23 protein-coding genes are annotated in these 21,738 nt (G+C 33.5%); 15 read left to right on the top strand and 8 right to left on the bottom strand.

Going from position 1 to position 21,738, the window contains the following annotated elements:
- The first annotated feature begins 47 nt into the window (after nt 1–47).
- The 7 genes from Q0845_RS25680 (at nt 48) to Q0845_RS25650 (ending at nt 8,874) form a co-directional block, all read left to right on the top strand.
- Nucleotides 48–857 (top strand): hypothetical protein, encoded by an 810-nt coding sequence (locus Q0845_RS25680; protein WP_298520243.1) that lies wholly within the window; start codon nt 48–50, stop codon nt 855–857.
- Nucleotides 858–1,058: 201 nt separating this feature from the next.
- Nucleotides 1,059–2,240 (top strand): aspartate aminotransferase family protein, encoded by a 1,182-nt coding sequence (locus tag Q0845_RS25675; protein ID WP_298520240.1) that lies wholly within the window; start codon nt 1,059–1,061, stop codon nt 2,238–2,240.
- A gap of 199 nt (nt 2,241–2,439) precedes the next feature.
- The gene (locus Q0845_RS25670) at nt 2,440–3,840 is read left to right on the top strand and encodes a tetratricopeptide repeat protein (protein ID WP_298520238.1); all 1,401 of its coding nucleotides are present in this window, start codon (nt 2,440–2,442) and stop codon (nt 3,838–3,840) included.
- Between the two features lie 79 nt (nt 3,841–3,919).
- Entirely contained in the window at nt 3,920–4,867 is a 948-nt protein-coding gene (locus Q0845_RS25665) for a DUF368 domain-containing protein (RefSeq protein ID WP_298520235.1), read from the top strand.
- A 16-nt stretch (nt 4,868–4,883) separates the two neighbouring features.
- Entirely contained in the window at nt 4,884–5,900 is a 1,017-nt protein-coding gene (locus Q0845_RS25660) for a DUF368 domain-containing protein (protein WP_298520233.1), read from the top strand.
- Nucleotides 5,875–6,636, top strand: a complete 762-nt coding sequence (locus tag Q0845_RS25655) for a shikimate dehydrogenase (RefSeq protein WP_298520229.1) — start codon at nt 5,875–5,877, stop codon at nt 6,634–6,636. The genes Q0845_RS25660 and Q0845_RS25655 overlap by 26 nt, the downstream gene beginning before the upstream one ends.
- 120 nt (nt 6,637–6,756) lie before the next feature.
- A complete protein-coding gene (locus Q0845_RS25650; RefSeq protein ID WP_298520226.1) occupies nt 6,757–8,874 on the top strand; it encodes a DUF349 domain-containing protein in 2,118 nt (705 codons plus the stop codon).
- 255 nt (nt 8,875–9,129) lie between these two features.
- On the opposite strand, the gene mazG is transcribed toward Q0845_RS25650, so the two are convergent.
- A complete protein-coding gene (gene mazG, locus Q0845_RS25645; protein WP_298520223.1) occupies nt 9,130–9,903 on the bottom strand; it encodes a nucleoside triphosphate pyrophosphohydrolase in 774 nt (257 codons plus the stop codon).
- A gap of 113 nt (nt 9,904–10,016) precedes the next feature.
- On the opposite strand from mazG, the gene Q0845_RS25640 reads away from it, so the two are divergent.
- On the top strand, nt 10,017–10,460 hold the full coding sequence (locus tag Q0845_RS25640) for a DUF1572 family protein (protein ID WP_298520220.1): 444 nt from the start codon (nt 10,017–10,019) through the stop codon (nt 10,458–10,460).
- 165 nt (nt 10,461–10,625) lie between these two features.
- Nucleotides 10,626–11,114, top strand: coding sequence for a hypothetical protein (locus tag Q0845_RS25635; protein WP_298520217.1), 489 nt, complete (start codon nt 10,626–10,628; stop codon nt 11,112–11,114).
- Nucleotides 11,115–11,189: 75 nt separating this feature from the next.
- Here the strand turns inward: Q0845_RS25635 and Q0845_RS25630 are convergent, their stop codons facing one another.
- The 4 genes from Q0845_RS25630 to Q0845_RS25615 all read right to left on the bottom strand — a co-directional run bounded on the left by Q0845_RS25630 (nt 11,190) and on the right by Q0845_RS25615 (nt 13,144).
- Nucleotides 11,190–11,603 carry a DUF5606 domain-containing protein gene (locus tag Q0845_RS25630; RefSeq protein ID WP_298520214.1) on the bottom strand — a complete coding sequence of 138 codons (414 nt, stop codon included), beginning with the start codon at nt 11,601–11,603 and terminating at the stop codon, nt 11,190–11,192.
- A 131-nt stretch (nt 11,604–11,734) separates the two neighbouring features.
- On the bottom strand, nt 11,735–12,325 hold the full coding sequence (gene def, locus Q0845_RS25625) for a peptide deformylase (protein WP_298520211.1): 591 nt from the start codon (nt 12,323–12,325) through the stop codon (nt 11,735–11,737).
- 7 nt (nt 12,326–12,332) lie between these two features.
- Nucleotides 12,333–12,740, bottom strand: a complete 408-nt coding sequence (ruvX, locus tag Q0845_RS25620; protein ID WP_298520208.1) for a Holliday junction resolvase RuvX — start codon at nt 12,738–12,740, stop codon at nt 12,333–12,335.
- A 200-nt stretch (nt 12,741–12,940) separates the two neighbouring features.
- A complete protein-coding gene (locus Q0845_RS25615) occupies nt 12,941–13,144 on the bottom strand; it encodes a hypothetical protein (RefSeq protein WP_298520205.1) in 204 nt (67 codons plus the stop codon).
- A gap of 288 nt (nt 13,145–13,432) precedes the next feature.
- Between Q0845_RS25615 and Q0845_RS25610 the strand changes: the two genes are divergently transcribed.
- The 3 genes from Q0845_RS25610 to Q0845_RS25600 all read left to right on the top strand — a co-directional run bounded on the left by Q0845_RS25610 (nt 13,433) and on the right by Q0845_RS25600 (nt 16,030).
- Complete coding sequence (locus Q0845_RS25610; protein WP_298520202.1) at nt 13,433–14,599, top strand: acyltransferase family protein; 1,167 nt, start codon at nt 13,433–13,435, stop codon at nt 14,597–14,599.
- A 77-nt stretch (nt 14,600–14,676) separates the two neighbouring features.
- On the top strand, nt 14,677–15,198 hold the full coding sequence (locus Q0845_RS25605; RefSeq protein WP_298520199.1) for a TetR/AcrR family transcriptional regulator: 522 nt from the start codon (nt 14,677–14,679) through the stop codon (nt 15,196–15,198).
- 52 nt (nt 15,199–15,250) lie between these two features.
- Nucleotides 15,251–16,030: an SDR family oxidoreductase gene (locus Q0845_RS25600; RefSeq protein WP_298520196.1), complete on the top strand. Its 780-nt coding sequence runs from the start codon at nt 15,251–15,253 to the stop codon at nt 16,028–16,030.
- 133 nt (nt 16,031–16,163) lie between these two features.
- Here the strand turns inward: Q0845_RS25600 and Q0845_RS25595 are convergent, their stop codons facing one another.
- The gene (locus Q0845_RS25595; RefSeq protein WP_298520194.1) at nt 16,164–16,358 is read right to left on the bottom strand and encodes a class I lanthipeptide; all 195 of its coding nucleotides are present in this window, start codon (nt 16,356–16,358) and stop codon (nt 16,164–16,166) included.
- A gap of 418 nt (nt 16,359–16,776) precedes the next feature.
- Between Q0845_RS25595 and Q0845_RS25590 the strand changes: the two genes are divergently transcribed.
- On the top strand, nt 16,777–17,592 hold the full coding sequence (locus tag Q0845_RS25590; protein ID WP_298520191.1) for a 2,3,4,5-tetrahydropyridine-2,6-dicarboxylate N-succinyltransferase: 816 nt from the start codon (nt 16,777–16,779) through the stop codon (nt 17,590–17,592).
- A 275-nt stretch (nt 17,593–17,867) separates the two neighbouring features.
- Here Q0845_RS25590 and Q0845_RS25585 read toward each other — a convergent pair whose 3' ends face one another.
- Nucleotides 17,868–18,053 (bottom strand): hypothetical protein, encoded by a 186-nt coding sequence (locus Q0845_RS25585; protein ID WP_298520188.1) that lies wholly within the window; start codon nt 18,051–18,053, stop codon nt 17,868–17,870.
- Between the two features lie 119 nt (nt 18,054–18,172).
- Nucleotides 18,173–18,934, bottom strand: coding sequence for a lipopolysaccharide kinase InaA family protein (locus Q0845_RS25580; protein ID WP_298520186.1), 762 nt, complete (start codon nt 18,932–18,934; stop codon nt 18,173–18,175).
- Between the two features lie 155 nt (nt 18,935–19,089).
- Between Q0845_RS25580 and Q0845_RS25575 the strand changes: the two genes are divergently transcribed.
- Complete coding sequence (locus Q0845_RS25575; protein WP_298520184.1) at nt 19,090–20,154, top strand: glycosyltransferase family 9 protein; 1,065 nt, start codon at nt 19,090–19,092, stop codon at nt 20,152–20,154.
- Nucleotide 20,155: 1 nt separating this feature from the next.
- On the top strand, nt 20,156–20,725 hold the full coding sequence (locus Q0845_RS25570) for a trans-aconitate 2-methyltransferase (RefSeq protein WP_298520182.1): 570 nt from the start codon (nt 20,156–20,158) through the stop codon (nt 20,723–20,725).
- The last annotated feature ends 1,013 nt before the right edge of the window (nt 20,726–21,738 follow it).

Here is a 21,738-nt window from a genome sequence, read left to right as displayed (position 1 = left end):
CAGTTGTTTTTACTTTTCTTACTTTTAAATCAAATTCTAACAAAATCATGAAGGTCATTCAAAAAATAACTCCATTTTGTATATTAATATTACTCATTAGTTGTAGCAGTCCTGAGCGAAAAGGACTTTCTACAGTGAATAGGTCTTATATTGCCGATGCTGCTAATTATTCTTGTGAAGATGAGATCAAATATCTATCTCAAGGAATGATTATAGCACTAGAGAACCTTTCTTTGGATGCGATATACACGAAAGCAACTTCACAACTAGATCATGTATTAGGAAATGAATTCATATCAACAAGTCAAAAGCAGGAAATCAAAGAAAAACTTACAGAAAGTTATTTCACACTAGAAAAGAAGATTCAAGATAAAACAATCATGATAGGTTCTAACAATTTATGGGAAATCAAAAATCCTAAGGAATTCTTTAAAAACAATACAATCTATCCAAGAGATCTTAATTGGCAAAAAATGATTACATGCAATTTTTTTGAACCATTGACTTTTGAAAAAACAATTGGAAAATGGACTATAAAACAAACGATTGTTCCTTGTGTAGGGCCTAATTGGAGTGAGACAGGTCAATTCAAAAAAGTCGAAAAAATAAACAATGAAACAAATATATATGCTGAATTCCAATATCAATTAGAACTTAATATCATAATACATCTTACCGTTACAAATACCGAAAACTCTAAACAAGAATATTATACAACTACCTTGTCTGATAAACCTAAAGGATATACAATTTCAAATTTAAGTACTCGTTATGCTTTGGAGGGCATTGAAGTTCCGAATCCTTCAAACAACGAACATCGAAAAATCAAGGTGATGTCAACAATAACAACAAAATAATTACATTCGACTTTACTGTTAAACTATCTGTTTAGAAGTAAATCTTGAAAAGTATGCATATTCATTTTTTAACTCATATATGATGAGTTCTCACTTTTAAATGACTTATGTTGCAAACACAGAAACTCCATATAAAAATCCGCAATCAACAGCAATTAACTTCGTATCTTTGCCAACAGGATTTTGAAGGAGATTATACGTATGAAAGAAGATTTTTTTACATATCAAGCACAAACAACGCCGCATCCGTTAGCGATGGAAATATCGCATGCAGATGGATGTTATATTTACGACACCAATCAAAAGAAATATTTAGATTTTGTGGCTGGTGTTTCGGCTTGTAGTTTGGGACATAAACATCCAAGAGTTGTCAATGCAATCAAAGATCAGTTAGATCAATATTTGCATGTCATGGTGTATGGAGAATATGTGCAAAAATCAGCAGTTGAATTAACTAAATTATTAGCAACACATTTACCCAATCCGTTAGAAAAAACATACTTAACAAATTCTGGAACCGAAGCTATTGAAGGTGCTATGAAGCTTGCCAAACGTTTCACAGGACGTTCTGAACTCATTGCAGCCAAACATGCGTATCATGGAAATACACAAGGCGCGATGAGCGTTATGGGATTTGAAGAACGCAAAAGTGCTTTCAGACCTTTGTTGCCCGATGTACATTTTATTGAATTTAACAATGAAGCGGATTTAGAAAAAATCACTACAAAAACTGCAGGTGTTGTTTTAGAAACCATTCAAGGTGGCGCAGGATTTATTGTGCCAAAGAATGATTATTTAAAAAAAGTAAAACAACGTTGCTCAGCAGTTGGTGCATTGTTAATTTTGGATGAAATTCAACCTGGATTTGGGCGTACTGGAACCTTATTTGGATTTCAAAATTATGACGTTGTGCCCGATATTGTGGTCATGGGAAAAGGCATGGGCGGCGGAATGCCTGTTGGTGCGTTTACCGCTTCCGCTGAAATGATGGATTCTCTATACGATCAGCCGAAGTTAGGACATATTACAACCTTTGGTGGACATCCAGTTATTGCAGCTGCAAGTTTAGCTACGTTGCAAGAGATCACAGAAAGTAATTTAATGGCGCAAACGCTTGAAAAAGAAGCTTTATTTAGAGCACTGTTACAGCATGAATATATTGAGGAAATTCGCGGAAAAGGACTCATGTTATCACTCATTATGAAAAGTGGTGACATTGCCAACCAAGTTATTTTAGAATCATTGGAAAAAGGATTGATTCTATTCTGGCTACTTTTTGAGCCCAAAGCCGTGCGAATTACGCCGCCATTAACAATATCTGAAGCAGAAATTAGAGAAGGTTGCGAAATAATTATGAAAGTTTTACGAAAAATTAAAGACTAAATACACAACCTTAGCGTTAGTATAATCTACGCAACCTACAATCTCCTAAAACAACCGACTAAAAATCAAACCATTGACAAACAATGTAACAATTGTAGTTGTTGATTACTTTGTTGAAAACAATTGGCGTAACGCTAACAAATCAACACTTACATCGACTACATTTAATGTAATAGAAATCTAAAAGCACGTATTGCCTATGCTATTTAGCTCTAATGAAGATCAAAATTTTGCACTTTCGAAATTTGAATCGATGTTAAAAACAAACAACGTATTCTTTTTTGACTCCGCTGAATTCGAAGATATCACACATCACTATTTAGATGCCGGAAAGGTTGCTTTAGCAAAAAAAGCAATCAAAATTGGCCTAGAACAACATCCAAGTTCCGTAAACTTAAAACTTATGGAAATTGAACTGATGGTGTTTGAGAATAAACTAGATGATGCCGAAAAACAGTTGAATGTGCTTTACACGTTAGAGCCATCAAATGCAGAAATTTATATTCAAAAAGCAAATATTTATTCCAAAAGAGATGAACATTACAAAGCCATTGAACTCTTAAAAATGGCGCTAGAATACAGTAGTGATCTAGCAGATGTAAATTCTTTAATTGGAATGGAATACCTTTTTATTGACGATTTTAAAGAAGCAAAACGTCATTTTATGAAGTGTATTGAGTTAGATGTTGACGATTATTCTTCGCTATACAACATTATCTATTGTTTTGAATTTTTAGAAGATATTGATGGTGCTATTAGCTACTTAAACGGATATATTGATAAAAATCCATACTCAGAAGTTGCGTGGCATCAATTGGGAAAACAGTACTACACAAAAAAATTATTCCCAGAAGCTTTGGCTGCTTTTGATTTTGCAATCATTGCAGACGATCGCTTTATTGGCGCGTATTTAGAAAAAGGAAAAGTGCTGGAAAAACTAGGACAATACAACGAAGCGATTCTTAATTATGAAATAACGCTCAAATTGGACGATCCTACTTCTTTTGCCTATTTGCGCATGGGAAAATGTCATGAAAAATTAGGCAACAACGATTTAGCCGTAAAATTCTATTACAAAACGGTACATGAAGATCCATTGTTAGATAAAGGCTGGACAGCCATTACAGATTTTTACATGCGACAAGAAAATTATCAAAAAGCATTGTATTACATCAATAAAGCCATCAATATTGACACCGAAAATGTTTCGTATTGGAAGCGAAGTGCCGAAATTCATCGTGCGTTACAATTGTATGAAGAAGCAGATATTGCCTATCAAAAAACCGTAGAACTAGGAAACTACGAATTGTCTACATGGATTGCTTGGGCAGATATTTTAAAACTTTTGGGCGAATATAGCAACAGTACACATGTACTTTTACAAGCATTGGAATTTTATCCTGACAATTCTAAAATTGAATATCGATTGGCTGGAGTCTATTTCATTCTTAGTGAGCAAAGCAAAGGTACATTCCACTTAAAAAATGCCTTGCGAAATAACTTTAATGAACACTTATTATTTCAAAAATTATTTCCTAATGTAGTCATGAGAGTGTCGGTAAAAAATATTATTTCAGAATTTAAAAAACCGTACACATAATTCCATACTTTTGCGTGTAGCGTTCATAATGAAAACTGTATGAACTCATCAATTAAAAAAACGTATAATCTAGCTACACATGAATAGAAATCTATTCGATTATTTGATCATCACTTTCAAAGGATTAGCCATGGGCGCGGCAGACGTAGTTCCAGGAGTTTCTGGAGGAACTATTGCTTTTATCTCTGGAATTTACGAAGAACTTATTAATTCTATCAATAATGTCAATTTCGGATTGATCAAAACGTTTCGAAAAGAAGGTCTTAAAGCAGCATGGAAACAACTCAACGGAAACTTTCTAGTTGCCTTACTACTCGGAATCGGAATTAGTATTTTATCCTTAGCGAAACTTATCAAATCCTTGTTGAATAGCGAACCAATTTTATTATGGTCGTTTTTCTTCGGATTGGTCATTGCAAGTATTATATTCATTGGAAAACAAATAGAAAAGTGGGATTGGAAAGCCATTCTTGGTTTTGCTTTGGCAGCAGGAGTTGCCTACTATATTACCACTTTGCCACGCGGTACCGAAAGTGTGGAAGCTACTTGGTTTTTATTTGTAGCAGGTGCATTGGCTATCTGCGCCATGATTCTTCCTGGAATCTCAGGAGCTTTTATTTTAGTGCTTTTGGGCGCGTATGAACCTGTACTTTCTGCCATAAACAATAGAGACATCAAACTAATTGCCATTTTTGCTGCTGGTGCTATCATAGGTTTACTCCTATTTTCAAAACTACTAAAATGGTTATTTAGCAATTATAAAAACCTAACCTTTGCTATTTTAACAGGCTTTATTTTAGGGTCTTTAAACAAAATTTGGCCTTGGAAAGTCATTACAGGAACTCGAATTGATTCGCATGGAGAAGAGGTAAATGTGTATGGAAAAAGCATTTTACCAAACACTTTTGAAAACCTTGGTCATGGAGAATCTAAACTTTTATTCGCCATCGGGTTGATGGTTGCTGGATTTTTAACGATCTTCATCATGGAAAAACTCGCCACAGGAAAAGATAAAAAAGACGTTTAACACCGCAAAAAACTGCATGGAAAACACACGAACGCTCAAAGACAAAATCCTTCTTATCATAAAAGGGTTGGCAATGGGCGCGGCAAACAAGGTTCCAGGTGTTTCTGGTGGAGTGGTTGCTTTCGTAGCTGGTTTTTATGAAGAGTTTATTTTTTCGCTACAGCGGATTAATGGAAAAGCGTTTAAATTTCTTTTTAACGGACGTTTCAAGAGTTTTGTACAATACATTAACGGACGCTTTTTAGGATTACTCATTCTTGGAATGTTGATCAGTTATTTTAGCGTTTCACAAATCTTAGATTACTTCATTCAGCATTACAAACTCTATGTTTGGTCTGCTTTTTTTGGGATGATTCTTGGTTCAATTTATTACATTGGAAAAGATTTTAAACATTGGAATCGGAGAACAATCATCAGTCTACTTATTGGAGCTGGAATTGGAATCGCAATCAGTTTGATGAATCCTGCAATGGAAAATGATCATTTAGGATTTGTCTTTATTTGTGGAATTATCAGTGTTTCCGGAATGACCTTACCCGGACTTTCAGGTTCTTTCATCCTAATATTACTAGGAAACTATGTATTATTGTTAGTAGATTCTGTCAATGCATTATATAATACCATTGCAGAAATGGTTCAAGGAAACTTTGAATTCCTCAGTAATCCAGAACGTGTTCGTGACTTAAAAGTTTTAGGTGTATTTACAGCAGGTTCGGCGGTTGGTTTGGTAACTTTATCACATCTATTAAATTATGTTTTAAAAAATTTCAAACACATTACAACTGCTGTCATTATAGGATTTATTTCAGGTTCACTTGGCGTAGTTTGGCCTTGGAAAGAAGAAATTTATAAAATGGACGAAGTAGGCAATAAACTACTGGACTCCAACGGACGCGAAATTATTGAAAACTACAAACGTTTTTCGCCTGATTTTACTTTAAGCGAAACGTGGATTGCTTTATTTTTTATCCTTTTCGGAATTATAATAGTATTAGCTTTAGATTGGTATGGAAGACGAACTAAAAAGATATAACTCACTTTTCGGATTGCTTGGGAAGCATATTAACTATTCATTTTCTAGAGGTTATTTCTCTAGGAAATTTAAAAACCTGCAACTCAATGATCATTTTTATACGAATTTTGACATTCCAGCGATTGACGATTTCCCAAAGATTCTAAAGGAAAACAACAATATTAAAGGAATGAATGTCACAATTCCGTACAAAGAAGCCGTTATTCCATACTTAGATACATTGCAGAAAAAAGCCAAAAAAATTGGTGCTGTAAATACGATAAAAGTGCTGGAGGATGGTTCATTAAAAGGATACAATACCGATTGTTACGGTTTTAAAAAATCGCTCAAACCTCATTTAAAAAAACATCATAAAAAAGCATTAATTCTTGGAACTGGCGGCGCATCAAAAGCTATTGCCTTTGTTTTTGAAGAATTAAATATTGAATATAAATATGTTTCGCGAAAGCCAAAAAATGACAAATCGATTTCCTATCAAGATTTAAGCGAAAAAATCATGAAATCGCATTCGGTCATCGTGAATTGCACGCCATTAGGAACATTCCCGAAAATTGAAGATTGCCCAGACATTCCATACAAATATGTTTCTAAAGATTTTTTACTCTTCGATTTAATTTACAATCCATCAGAAACTACTTTTTTAAAGCTTGGACGCTTGCAAGGTGCGCAAATTGTAAACGGCTATAAAATGCTAGAATATCAGGCAGAAAAAGCTTGGAAAATCTGGAATTCGTAAAAAATATCACAAATTTTACTGCAATTATAGCAGTTTCTCATCTGTAAAACTTTGTCGTTTTGTTTCTTGTTAGTATATTCGGTACTTTAAAGCGTGAAAAAGAACCCAAACATTTATAAGATGTTAGAAGAAAAAGATGATAACCTGCAAGATGCAGAAGGAAATTTAGAAGATCAGTCAACTCCTGATCCTACGGAAGAAACTACAGAAGAACCAGAAGTAAAAGCTACGGAAGAAGTTGAAACTGAAATTGAAGTCGAAATTGAAACCTCAGCAGAAGTTGAAACTGAAACGTTAGAAGAAGTTGAAACTGAAGTTGAAGTCGAAACTGAAACATCAGAAGAAGTTGAAACTGAAGTTGAAGTTGAAACTGAAACGTTAGAAGAAGTTGAAGCTGAAACTACAGTAGAAACCGAAGCAAAAACTACGGAAGAAGCTGAACAAACCATTGAAGAACATCAAGAAGCTGTTAATGAAGTACACGATAGTGTTGCAGAAGATGCCGAAGATGAAAGTGCCAATGTTCGTCATGAAATTCCTGTGCTAGATTATCATTCAATGTCCAAAGAAGCCTTAGTGGATGAATTGGAAAAATTGGTCAAAAATGAAAGAGTTCAAGCAATAAAGGAACATGTAGATGGAATTAAATCTGAGTTCAACCAAAAGTTCAGTGAAGTTTTAGAACAACGCAAAGAGGAATTTTTAGCAGAAGGCGGAAACATCATCGATTTCCATTTTTCATTACCTATCAAAGGAAGATTCAATGTTGCTTACAACGAATATCGTAGCAAACGCAACGAATACTATAAAAATTTAGAGAAAGATTTACACTCAAATTTAGAACGCCGTTTAGCCATTATTGAAGAGTTAAAAGGTTTGTTGAATGTTGAAGAAAACATCAATACAACCTACAAACATTTCAAACAAATTCAAGAAGACTGGCGCAATGCAGGTTCTATTCCAAAAACGCAATACAACAATGTTTGGCGTACGTATCACCATCACATTGAACGTTTTTACGACTTTTTACACTTAAATAGAGATCTTCGTGATTTAGATTTTAAGCGTAATTATGAAGAGAAACAAAAGATTGTAGCACGTGCCGAAGAACTCGCACAAGAAGAAAATATCATTCATGCTTTTCGCGAATTGCAAAATTTACACAGACTTTGGAAAGAAGATGTTGGACCTGTTGCAAAAGACTTGCGTGAAGAAATCTGGAATCGATTCAGTGCTGCAACGAAAGTAATTCACGATAGACGTCAAGAATATTTCAAAAATATAGATCAGGTTTACGAGCAAAATTTAGTCATCAAAGAAGAAATTATTGCTAAAATTAAAGAAGTATCTGCTGGGAAATACAATGTTCACAATCAGTGGCAAAATAAAATCAAAGAGATTGAAAAGCTACGTGAATCCTTCTTCAATGCAGGGAAGGTTCCTTTAAAAGTAAATGAAGAAACGTGGGCAAAATTTAAACAAGCAGTTCGTGAGTTTAATGCTAACAAAAATGCATTCTACAAATCTTTAAAGAAAGAACAGCAAGATAATTTATCCAAAAAAATGGCGTTGATCGAACTAGCAGAATCGTTAAAAGAAAGTGACGATTGGGCAAGTGTGACGCCACAAATGAAGAAAGTACAAGCCGATTGGAAGAAGATTGGACATGTGCCAAAGAAAATCTCTGATAAGATTTGGAAGCAATTTAAAAACGCTTGTAATCACTATTTTGATCGTTTACACGAGCAGAAAAATGCAGCTAGTGCTGAAGAAAATGAAGCTTTAGAGAAAAAAGAAGCATTCTTAGCCAATGTGGAATCTTTGGAGTTATCAGGCGATACGAAAGTAGATATTGATGTTATAAAAGCTAAAATTGCCGATTGGAAAGCAATTGGTAGAGTTCCTTATAACAAAAAGAACATCGACAATAAATTCAATAAAGTTATTGACGGATTGTTTAATCAGTTGAATATTGACAAACAAGAATCTGAGTTGATCAAATACACCAATCGTTTGGAGAATTTGGATCAAGGAAAAATCAATTCGGAACGTATTTTTATTCGTAGAAAAATTGATGAAATCACAGCAGAAATGCGTCAGTTAGAAAACAACTTGCAATTCTTTTCAAATTCATCATCAAACAGTCCAATGCTGAAAAAAGTACATCAAGATATTGAGAAGCACAAAAGAGCTTTGGAAACTTGGAAAGCTAAATTAAAGCAGTTGCGATCGCTTTAATTTGAGAATTGAGATTTCAGTATTGAGAAGTTTCAAATATCGTATTTCGACTCCGCTCAATGCTCGAGTTTTAAAACATAAAAAAGCCGTTTCAATTTGAAACGGCTTTTCTGTATCAGAAATAATATTCTATAATTCGTCACTGCGAGACACGTGTGTCGTGGCAGTCTTTTTCTTCAAAGAAGAATTAGTTATTATTTGGAAAAGATTACTTCGTCATGCTTCCTCGTAATGACGTATCACGCACTTTTACATTTAGAGCTTCTTAGCTTCTTCCCAAAAAACATCCATCTCTGCAAGTGTCATATCTGAAAGTTTCTTGTTAAGTCCAGCTGCTTTTTGCTCTAAATATTGAAAGCGTTTGATGAATTTCTTATTCGTACGTTCCAGTGCATTTTCAGGATCAATCTTTAAAAAGCGTGCATAATTGATCATGGAGAACATAACATCACCAAACTCAGATTCCATTGCTTGCTCATCACCTTTAGCAACTTCCTCTTGGAATTCAGAAAGTTCTTCTTGTAACTTTTCCCAAACCTGCGCTGGTTCTTCCCAATCAAAGCCAACACCTGCAACTTTATCTTGAATACGATTTGCTTTCACTAAAGCCGGCAAACTCTTTGGAACACCTTCCAAAACAGATTTCTTGCCTTCTTTTAGCTTTAAATTCTCCCAATTGCGTTTTACATCTTCTTCATCATTTACCTCAACATCGCCGTAAATATGTGGATGACGATTGATGAGTTTTTCACAAATTCCATTGGCAACATCCGCAATATCAAAATCTTTTGTTTCGCTGCCAATTTTCGCATAAAACACAATATGCAAGAGTAAATCGCCCAATTCCTTTTTCACTTCATCCAAATCATTTTCGAGGATTGCATCGCCCAATTCATAGGTTTCTTCAATCGTTAAATGACGGAGACTTTGCAAGGTTTGTTTTCGATCCCACGGACACTGCTCACGCAATTCATCCATAATGGTTAACAAACGGTCAAAGGCTTCTAATTGTGCTTTTCTGGAGTTCATAAGTTGTCATCTATAAGAATGGCAAAGCTAGTCATTTTAGAAACATTCTACGCTATTTTTCATTGGAGAAGGCAGACAATAATCGTATTTTTAATTCACTAAAACTACACTTCATGAAAACTTCTATCATAAGAATATTTGACCGAGAAATTGACCGACTTGCTTCAGAAATTGAACAATACAAAGACGAAACTATACTGTGGAAAGTCACAGAAAATATTTCCAATTGCGCAGGAAACTTGTGTTTACACCTTATTGGAAACCTAAATCATTTTATTGGTAGACATATGGGAAATACTGATTATGTTCGTCAACGCGAAGCGGAATTTAATACGAAAGATGTTCCGAAAGCTACGTTGCTTGCAGAAATTGTTGATGTAAAGGAAATCGTATTAACCGCTTTACAAAACTTTCCTGAAGATCGTTTACAAGAAAATTATCCTATTGAAAAAGATGGTGTCATTCCTTCGTATGAATTGATGTTGCTGCACTTACTTTGGCATTTGAGTTATCATGTGGGACAAATTAATTATCATCGAAGGTTATTAGATAGTTAGACTTCCTAGATTGTTAGACATGTTAGACTCATATTATCAAAATGTTCATACTGAGTCTATCAAAGTATGGCACGCTTTATGCCTACACAACTATAAATAACGTACGGATTCGCAATAATGCTCAAAACTATTCCGTATTTTTGAAATAACAAACTTATAATTACAATGAAAAAAACACTAATCGCACTATGTATGCTGTTTGTAGCTACGTTTACAGTGCAAGCACAAGAAGATGAAGCTGAAAAGCAAGCATTAGCTATGGAAATGGCTAGTATTGAGTTGAATATGGAAGTGGACACAGAGTTGTTCCAGAAAATGTCTACAAACATGTACGTATCTCAAACTCCACAAGTGATGATAATGGGAATGGTAGTTCCTGAAACTTACGAAAATGCCAAAACAAAACTTGAAGGAAACTTACCGCCAGAATTTAAAGTTTCTGATAAAGGGGAAAAAACGATGAATGGCGTAAAAGTAGTTTTCTTAAAAGGCACAAGCGATAGTCCACAAGGTGTTATTGACTGTGTTGTATATTGCACAAAGCGTGATGCAGAAACATGTACTATGTTTATGGGAATGTCTGAAGTAGGTGTTGACCAGAAGTATGTAGATGCTATCAACAAGGCAGCAAATTCAGTTATAAAAAAGAAGTAACCTTTTTATATACAAAACAAAAAAATCCAGCAATTGCTGGATTTTTTTTATGACTAAACTTTGGGTAACTATATGTTATTCTTCTTCAGATGAAGCTTCTGCTGTAAAATCTGTGATTCCTTTTGAATGCAATAAATTATACCACTGAATTACCTTTTTAATATCACTTGGATATACACGATCTTCATCGTAATCTGGTAATACTTCTGAGAAGTAATTTGTTAATACCGTCTTAGATTCTTTATGATTTATTGAAGTTGCAGCTCCGTTTTCTTTTTGTTTTACTTTTTCTAAAACATCACCTAAAGGAATTTCTTCCGTGTATGTATAGATGGCAATTTCAGATAGTAAACTTACATTATGACGCAGACTTACCGAGATTTTTTTACCATCAGATAAAGATTCTGCCACAAAACCATTACGCGTTTGTGTTTTCAATTCATAAAGTCCTGGCTTTCCAGAAATAGCTAATATTTTTTCTAAACTCATATTATATTTTTTCTACTAAGGATGGCAAATATACAGATTGTAGGTATTCCATCACTTTTTTTAACGTTATTTTTAGTGAATCTTAATTTTGATAAATTACAAACAATCATCAAAATTGCAGGCTGAATTAACTAGCGCATTTTCTTTGCATCTGGGAAACGCATTTTGTAATCTACTTTAATGCGTCCACGCGAAATATTTGTCAATCGTCCTTTTAATAAACGTCTTTTTAGAGCAGATAGTTTATCGGTAAATAAAATTCCTTCAATATGATCGTATTCGTGCTGAATTACACGTGCAGCCAAACCGTCAAATTCTTCTACATGCTTCTCAAAATTTTCATCATAATATTCAATCTTGATACTTTCTGGACGAAAAACATCTTCACGAACATCTGGAATACTCAAACAACCTTCGTTAAAAACCCAAGGTTCTCCATCACGCTCTAAAATTTTAGCGTTAATGAATACCTTTTTCATTCCTTCTAGTTGTTTCCTTTGAGCTTCGTCTAACTCTTCATCGTCAGCAAATCCAGTGGCATCTACCATAAATAAACGGATTGGAAGTCCAATTTGTGGAGCTGCCAGTCCAACACCATAAGCGTTGTACATGGTTTCAAACATATTTTCAAGCAAGGTATCTAAATTAGGATACTCTGGCGTAATATCTTTCGCTACTTTTCGTAATATAGGATCGCCAAAAGCGACAATTGGTAATATCATATTTGTACTATTTGTATAGATAAGATTGCAATATAATAGTTGCACTTATTTCATCTATTAAACTTTTATTTTGACGTTGTTTCTTTTTCAATCCGCTATCAATCATGGTTTGAAACGCCATTTTTGAAGTAAAACGCTCGTCAATACGTTTTATCGGGATTGTTGGAATGGCTTTGGTTAACAAACGAACAAACTCTTTGATCAACACTTCACTTTCGGAAGCTTCATTGTTCATTTGTTTGGGTTCACCTACCAAAAACAATTCCACATTTTCTTTGGCAACATATTCTTTTAAAAAATTGATTAAATCGTGCGTACGAACAGTCGTTAAACCTGAGGCAATCAATTGCATCTCATCGGTAACAGCAATTCCCGTTCGTTTCTTCCCATAATCAATCGCTAGAATACGCGCCATGTAAATTTTTGGCAAAAATAAGCTTTATATTTCAATGTGTATAAAAATTAGTAGAATTATTGCTCTAAGGATGGAAAACTGAATTGTAAAGCATGAAAAAATTGAAGAATTGACACATCAAATTGATGGTCTTTAGAAAAGTTATTAAAAAGTTGCAACTTAAATACAAACTGCAACTTTTTAATAGTAGCTATCTTTGACTACATATCAACACAAAGTTGATCATCTACAAGTGAAATTAAAACATCACAAACGTCACCTTCGGTACAAGTAACAGTTGGGCAAAACCAGCAAGATAAACAAGTTAATATAGAAGGTCCTGTTCCGCCTTTTATAGCACCGCTATCTAAGTTAGAAATTGATTGTTTTTTTAGATTTAAATTTTTAAGATTCTTTTTTTTCATGACTAATAGTTTTAAGTTACTTCTAAAGTAGGAATTAACAGATTTATAAATAAGACAATAACACTTTCATTCACGCCATTATTCTCTGTAAAATACTATTTTTCAATCCGTTAAATCATTAGAAACCTAGCAAGAAATAATCACAAAATTGATTGAAATCATTTGAATTAAATACATTTTGTATATTTCAAAAATTTCTGACCTAAACTCACAAATTCTTTACCTATTTTTCGCGATTTTTGCAGATAACAAATATTCTGCACATTTATAAAACATTAAAAAGCTTCTTTGAAAACACAACGCATACATTCTTTCGATTCTTTACGCGCCATCATGATGATGCTTGGTTTGGTATTGCACTCGGCATTGACCTATAATGTAACGAATCATGGAAATGTTTGGGTGATAAAAGATACAGCTTCTACCAATATTGCCACCGACTTTTTAGTGTTGATGATTCATTCGTTTCGCATGCCCATCTTTTTCCTAATTGCAGGTTTTTTTGGCGCTATGCTTTTTTATGAGCGAAGTCCCAAAAAAATGATCAAAAATAGAATCGCTAGAATTGTATTTCCGTTTATTGTTTTTTTGATCATCCTCGCTCCTATCGTACAGTTTTCATTTGATTATGCCAGCCAAACATTTCAAGGCAATGAACACGCCTTGACAAATACCTTAGCGCCTTTTTCAGAATTCAACTTTTACATTCCAAAAAGTACGTCGCACTTATGGTTTTTGTATTATTTGATCTACGCAACAGCATTTGCTTGCATCCTAGCGTTTATGGCCCAGAAAACGCCAAAGCTATCACAAAAGATTAAAACTATTGGAAGTTGGATTTTCCAAAGACCGCTAGCACGCATTCTTGCCTTTTCAGGAATGACATTTGTGATTTTGACCTTTTTAAAAACACCAATGGTTGCGTCTTCTACTTCGCTTACACCAGATGTTGCCACGTTCTTATATTATACATCATTCTACCTTATCGGATGGATATTGTATACTTCCAAACAACATTTACACACACTTATAAAATATGATTGGCTCACTGTAATTACAGCTATTTTACTAGTGATGACACAAGGTATTCTCATTGAATTCGCAGATTTAGATTTAAAACCAAATAGCAATTCTCCAATCTTAATCACATTAAGCTCCTTAACCGTTTGGCTTTTTATTTTTGGAATTACAGGATTGTTTATTCGCTACGGAAGCAAACATTCTAAGCGAATGCGCTATATTTCTGATGCTTCATATTGGGTATATTTAATTCATTTGCCACTGACAGCTCTATTTCCAATTCTCTTATGGAACGTACCACTTGATGGAATTTCAAAATTTTTATTGGTTACCACTGCAACTACCATTATCTGTTTTGTTACGTATCATTACTGTGTTCGTAGCACGTTTATTGGTAAGTTTTTGAATGGACGAACCTATCCTAGAAAGAATTAAACTAAGTTTAACAATCCAAAATTTGGCTGTTGCAAAAACTTAATCTACTTTTGTGAGTGATTGCTCACTATTACAGAATGACTGATAAACAAGAAAAAATACTGCAAGCTGCACTCGAATTATTCTCTAATGAAGGATATAATGCTACTTCTACAAGTAAGATTGGGAAAAAAGCTGGTGTTTCTGAAGGATTGATATTCAGACATTTTACGAATAAGCAAGGACTATTGAACGCAATTATTAAAGATGCTGAATCACGAATTGCAGCAGTGATCATGCCAATTATTGTTGAAACAGATCCAACAACTGTATTGAAAAAAGCAATTGAACTTCCGTTTAGTGTCAAGGAAAGTGAATTTGATTTTTGGCGTTTGCAGTTTAAACTGAAATGGGAAGTCGCGTATAACAATCCGCAAAAAATGCAGCCGTTAATTGACAAACTGACTACTGCTTTTGAAGCGTTACACTACGAAAATCCAAACTTAGAAGCTGTTTTATTGAATCAGATTATAGAAAGTATTTCGTCTGAAATTTTAAAAGGAAATTTAAAACAACAAGAGGCGTACAAATCATTTTTATTACTCAAATACAAACTCTAAAAAAAATTTAATTATAAAAAAAGTAAGTACTCACTAATAAAACTACGAAAGAATGAAAAAAATAGCATTAATCACTGGCGCAAGTAGCGGAATAGGAAAAGAATTTGCAAAGATTCATGCAGAGAAAGGTGGCGATTTAGTCATTATTGCACGAAGTGAAGACAAACTAAAAGCACTGAAAACTGAACTTGAAACAGCGCATAAGATACATGTTACCGTAATTGCAAAAGATTTAACAGATCCAAAAGCACCGCAAGAAATTTATAATGAAGTAACAGCTGCCAATATAAAAGTTGATTACCTTATTAACAATGCAGGTTTTGGTGGTTTGGGACGTTTTGATCAACGTGATTTGCAAACCGACTTGAATATGATTCAACTGAATATTAGCGCACTAACAGCATTGTCACACCATTTTCTACAAGATTTTGTAGCGCGCAATGAAGGAAAAATTCTGAATGTATCTTCTACGGCGAGTTTCTTACCTGGTCCGTTGCAAGCGGTATATTATGCTACAAAAGCTTATGTAACCTTTTTTAGCAATGCAATTGCGGAAGAATTACACGATACCAATGTTTCCGTAACCAATTTAATGCCTGGCGCTACTGCCACCGAATTTGGCTCCGTTTCAGGAATGGATAAAACAAATCTTTTTGATAAAACGGCTAGTGCCAGAAGCGTTGCCGAAGATGGATATAACGCAATGTTGAAAGGTGATTTGGATGTTATTTCTGGATTGACATCTTCTCAAAAGTTTATGATGAAAATGTTGCCGTTTATGTCTAAAAAAGCAATTTTGAAACGCGTTAGAAAGATGCAAACCGTTTCATAAGCTTTTAAGTAGGTAATTGATATAAAGAAAGAGACCATCTAGAAAGTTATTTAAAACGTCGTTCTGAACTTGATTCCGTTTGACGAAATTTTAACTTTTTAACCAGTCTCTTTTCTTTATGTCTTTAAGTTTCCTAACGAATGTCTAAAGGATCTTCTGTTCTGATGATATCACATACAACTCCTTCTGTACACGTAAGAGATGGACATGATATAATTGACCAACAAACACCTGTAGGAACAATAGTTCCTCCTTTTATTTCATCACTATTTAGTTTTGAAATAGATTTTTTGTTTAAGTTCAGGTTTTTAATACTTTTTTTCTTCATGATATAAAATTTAATGGTTAAACTTTCAAATTATATAAAGTTTAAAACAATGCTCATAATTGATTTTATCATCTTAAAAATTACACAACCAATTTACTTAGATGGCAACTGTCAAAACTGACATTTTAACTGACAAAAAAACATATCTAACTGAAAATCAAAATCTTAAAAAATAGAAATACAAAATCGCCTTTTGAATACAAATTTCTTCTAAAATCAATAGAATCTGTTACATCTGTAAATTTTAAGCACATATTCTCTCGGAAGATTTTATATTTACGCTTTGAAACTGTGCGAAGGATAGAAACGACATCCTTTTTGGGGCATTGAGTATTATCGAAATGAACCAAAAAGATATAGTGGATAGCCTGTTAACGTACCCAAAAAATTATACAAAAGCTACAAAATTTATAAAAACATGATCGCATTAAAAGAAGCTATAGAAAATGCTTGGGATAACCGAGAATTATTAAAGAATGAAGACACACAAGCTGTTATTCGTAAGGTAATTGATTTATTGGATGTTGGAGAATTGCGCGTTGCAGAACCAACTGCAGATGGTTGGCAAGTGAATGAATGGGTAAAAAAAGCGGTAGTGTTGTATTTCCCTATTCAGAAAATGGAAACTTTGGAAGCTGGGATTTTTGAATTTCACGACAAAATTCCTTTGAAACGCGGTTATAAGGAAAAAGGAATTCGTGTAGTTCCACATGCTATTGCACGTCACGGAGCGTATGTTTCTAAAGGTGTAATTATGATGCCAAGTTATGTAAATATTGGCGCCTATGTTGATGAAGGAACCATGGTTGATACTTGGGCAACTGTTGGAAGTTGTGCACAAATTGGGAAGAATGTACACTTGTCTGGCGGTGTTGGAATTGGTGGCGTGTTAGAACCATTGCAAGCAGCTCCTGTTATTATTGAAGATAATGCGTTTATAGGATCGAGATGTATTGTTGTGGAAGGTGTTCGTGTAGAAACAGAAGCTGTTTTAGGTGCGAATGTAGTACTGACTGCTTCAACCAAGATTATAGATATCACGGGAGACGAACCTTTGGAAATGAAAGGACGCGTTCCGGCAAGATCGGTTGTGATTCCAGGTAGTTATACGAAAAAATTCCCTGCTGGAGATTACCAAGTTCCTTGTGCTTTAATTATTGGAAAACGTAAAGAAAGTACTAATAAAAAGACTTCTTTAAACGATGCTTTGCGTGAGCATGATGTAGCTGTTTAGACTTGTTAGACTTGCGCTGCTCTTAGACTAACTTAGATGCGCTTTGCTTTTAGACTTTTTGATCAAAGTATGCTGAGCGAAGTCAAAGTATAGACTTGTTACATAATAAAATATAAAAAGCGAACTAAAATTTTTTAGTTCGCTTTTTTTGAAACTTTCGCAATGACGTTTCATAGTATTTCTCGATACAAACTTGCTTTGCAAATCTACTCGAAGTTGACGTTTAAAGAATATTGAATTTTAAACGTAATCATATCAAAGAAACTATGTGATGACTAGCACCAATCACAAACTGATTGATACGTTCCTGGAACGCCTGAAGGATCATCACAAACCAATCTTGATAAACTAACAGTACAAATCCATGTAAGTCCTGGAATTCCTCCTTTTACTTGTGAATTGTCCAAACCTGAAATTGACCTCTTATTCAATTTCAAATTTTTAAGATTTCGTTTTTTCATATTATAAAATTTAAATTAATACTACTTTTAAGTACCTAATATGAATAACTGTTACCCGAAAATATATAAGTTTATGTAGATTTTGTGATATTGTAGAAAGCAAACTCAATACTTATATCTTACTTCTTTTTCTTCAGATATTTCTTCTTTAAATATTTTTTACGATTGATTTTTCGCTTGAAGGCTTGACTGTGTTTGAGTAATACATCTTGTACTTCGTGCAATTCTTTGTTGGCAAGTTTGGCATAGCGTTTACTAATGATGTGAATCATTAATTTAGACAACCATAAACGCTTGAGGTTTTCCATACGCTTGTCTAAATCCATCGATTCAAAGCGCATTCGGTTTAAATCGATTAAATAAAAATTGTATTGTTTTCCATCTTGAACGATCAAGGTATTTCCCGGAGAATGATCTAGAAAATTGACATTATTTTCATGTAACTGAAAGCAGAATTCAGCAAACTGTTCTAAAATGAATCTTCTATTTTCAAACAACGGATCGTGAATTAACGCTCGGAAGTCAAAATCATAGTCAATATGTGCACTGACATAGTAACTTTCTTTTAAACCGAAAGCTGAATGATTTTCTATATATGCAATTGGAAACGGAGTTTTGATTCCGAATGACAATAGCTTTTCAGCATATTCAAACGAGCGTTTTGCTTTAGATGGCCGTATGAATTTGTATACGAAACTATTGAAGGTTTTTGGGATACGAAACGATTTAATATTAATCTTTTCATCCTTTAAGTCAAAGGACTTAATTACATTTCGTTCCCCTTGGGTTACATATTCTCCTTGCGTTTCAAATCCGCTAATAAAAGCCAAAATCATTTCTTTCTGATCTTGATAATCTGGATGAATATGTACCTTTTGCATAGTTCGAGGATATTTTTCAAAGATAGCTGAAATGAATAGAAATAAAATATTTTTTTAATTTTTAGACTTGAAAAATCAAATACATGAAGTGAAATTTTAATAACAGCCGAAAAAATAATACTTTGCACGTATTGCCTAGATCAATAGCAAAATCAATGAAAAAAATATTAATTATACAGAACAAACGTATTGGAGATGTCTTGATAAGTTCTGTGATTGCCAATAATATTAAAAAAATATTCCCCGAAAGTCGTGTTGATTTTATGGCGTATGATTTTACCAATGGCGTTATTGAATATAACCCAAATATTGATACAATCATTCCCATCAATGAAAAGGAACTGAAAAAGATTCCGAATCTGATTAAAATGATTCGCAACATACGAAAAGAGAAATACGATATCATTTTTGATCCGTATTCAAAATTGCAAAGTCGTTTGATTTGTTATTTTTCAAAAGCGGAATATCGGATTGGAAACAAACGAAAGCATAAAAAATTACCGCTTCGTTTCTACTCGCATCCGATTAATTTATTGGATGAAAAAACACAGATTTGCGGAAAAGCTATTGAAGACAGAATCAACTTGATTACCAGCGTTTTTCCCTTAGAAAATCCTGATTTTGAACCAAAAATTACACTGAAAGAAAGTGAAAAAAAGTATTCAAAATTAGATGCTTATAAAAAACCGGTGTTGATGTTGGGTATTTTAGGAAGTACGCCGCAAAAATCAATGCCTTATGAATATATTGCTGAAATTGTAGATTATATTACGTCCAAACATAACGTTCATATTTTATTCAATTATGCACCAAAACAAAAAGCCGAAGCAGACAAAATTTATGCGCTTTGTCAAAACAAAGAAAGTATCATTTTAGATATTTATGAAGATAGTATTCGCGGTTTTGTGCGACTGATGTATGCATGTGACTTAATGGTGGCCAATGAAGGCGGAATTGTACATATTGCCAAAGCCTTGAACAAACCAACGTTTACTATATTTTCACCGTATGTAAATAAAGATCATTGGGCGAGTTTTGAAGATGGAAAACAACATGAATCTATTCATTTATTAGAAGAGAAGCCAGATTTATTTGATACATTTACTTTTGAAGAGCGTAAGAAAATTGAAGAAAATCCGCATGATTTATACAAACAATTAACACCAGAAATGATTATTCCGAAGCTAGAAAAATTCTTAGCTTTACATTTAAAAAAATAGCATGAATCTACTTGATAAATTTCATAATTGGCGCAGAAAACTTCGCTGGAATAAACAATATCGCAAAGGACGTTGGGACAATTTACGCAATCCGATTGAAGCAGAACGCTACAATACTATTATTAATTTTATCAAATCTCATGGAACATCGCAACCGAGTATTCTCGATTTAGGAGCTGGCGAAGGTGTCTTGAATGAATATATAGATCCAGAAATTTTCAGTTATTTCTTGGGAATGGATTTTTCGGCGGTTTCTATTGAAAAAGCAAAAACTAGAAATTTTCCGAAAGCAGAATTCGTTACTGCTGATATTCACAATTATACGCCCAATCAAAAGTTTGATGTTATTATTTTTAATGAAGCTTTTTATTATGTACACGAATCGGAGAAGCAAAATGTACTCGATAGAATGCTAGCCCATTTAACAGAAGGCGGAATTTTAATTGTTTCTATTTACCGTGAAGGTGTTGGTTGCTGGGAATATTTTGACAAACTCAAGCAACTCGATTTTACAACCGTAAAAACTAATGAAGAGAAAACTTATTGGAAGATTGGTGTTTATAAATTATAAATGTAAAAGGTTAAATTTTAAATGTTGAATTAATATCAAATTATACTTTTGTAAATCTATAAACTATCTATTTTTTTTGACAATTTGTTAATTTGTTAATTTGACTGTTGCTTATTAGTTAGTATTTGTGTAAATCTATCAAACGTCACTTCGAGTGATTTTCGGAAGAAAATTGTATCGAGAAGTACTGTGAAAATCATTCCTTTGAAACGTCCTTACGAGGAAGTATAACAAAGTTGAGATTGTAAAGGTTAAATGTTGAATTAATATCAAACTATACTTTTGTAAATCTATAAACTATGTCTTTCTTTTTGACGATTTGTTAATTTGTTAATTTGACTGTTACTTATTAGTTAGTATTTGTTTAAATCTATCAAACGTCACTTCGAGTGATTTTCGAAAGAAAATTGTATCGAGAAGTACTATGAAAATCATTCCTTTGAAACGTCATTACGAGCAAGTATAACAAAGTTGAGATTGTAAAGGTTAAATGTTGAATTAATATCAAATTATACTTTTGTAAACCTATAAACTGTCTATTTTCTTTTTGACGATTTGTTAATTTGTTAATTTGACTGTTGCTTATTAGTTAGCATATGTTTAAATCTATCAAACGTCACTTCGAGTGATTTTCGGAAGAAAATTGTATCGAGAAGTACTGTGAAAATCATTCCTTTGAAACGTCCTTACGAGGAAGTATAACAAAAAGCATTTTGAAATATATTATTAGCTTCCAAAGTATTCTAATTGACATTTGAAACTTCTAAATACTAACATCTCACTACTCATTACTACTTGGAAGATTGGTACTTATAAATTTTAAATGTAAAGTGTTTTGTTTCGTGTTTGAAACTCTATTTTTTCGAAGTACTTCTCGATACAACAAATCGGAGATTTGCCACTCGAAGTGACGTTTGGAGATGTTTAAGAAGACACGCGAAGCGATCAAAAAGCGAAGCGATCAAAAAGCGAAGCGATCAAAAAGCAAAGCGATCAAAAAGCAAAGCGATCAA

The organism is uncultured Kordia sp., from assembly GCF_947489565.1.
Classification (GTDB): domain Bacteria; phylum Bacteroidota; class Bacteroidia; order Flavobacteriales; family Flavobacteriaceae; genus Kordia.
The sequence above is the reverse complement of the archived record's forward strand: the minus strand, read 5'-3'. Positions and strand labels throughout refer to the sequence as shown.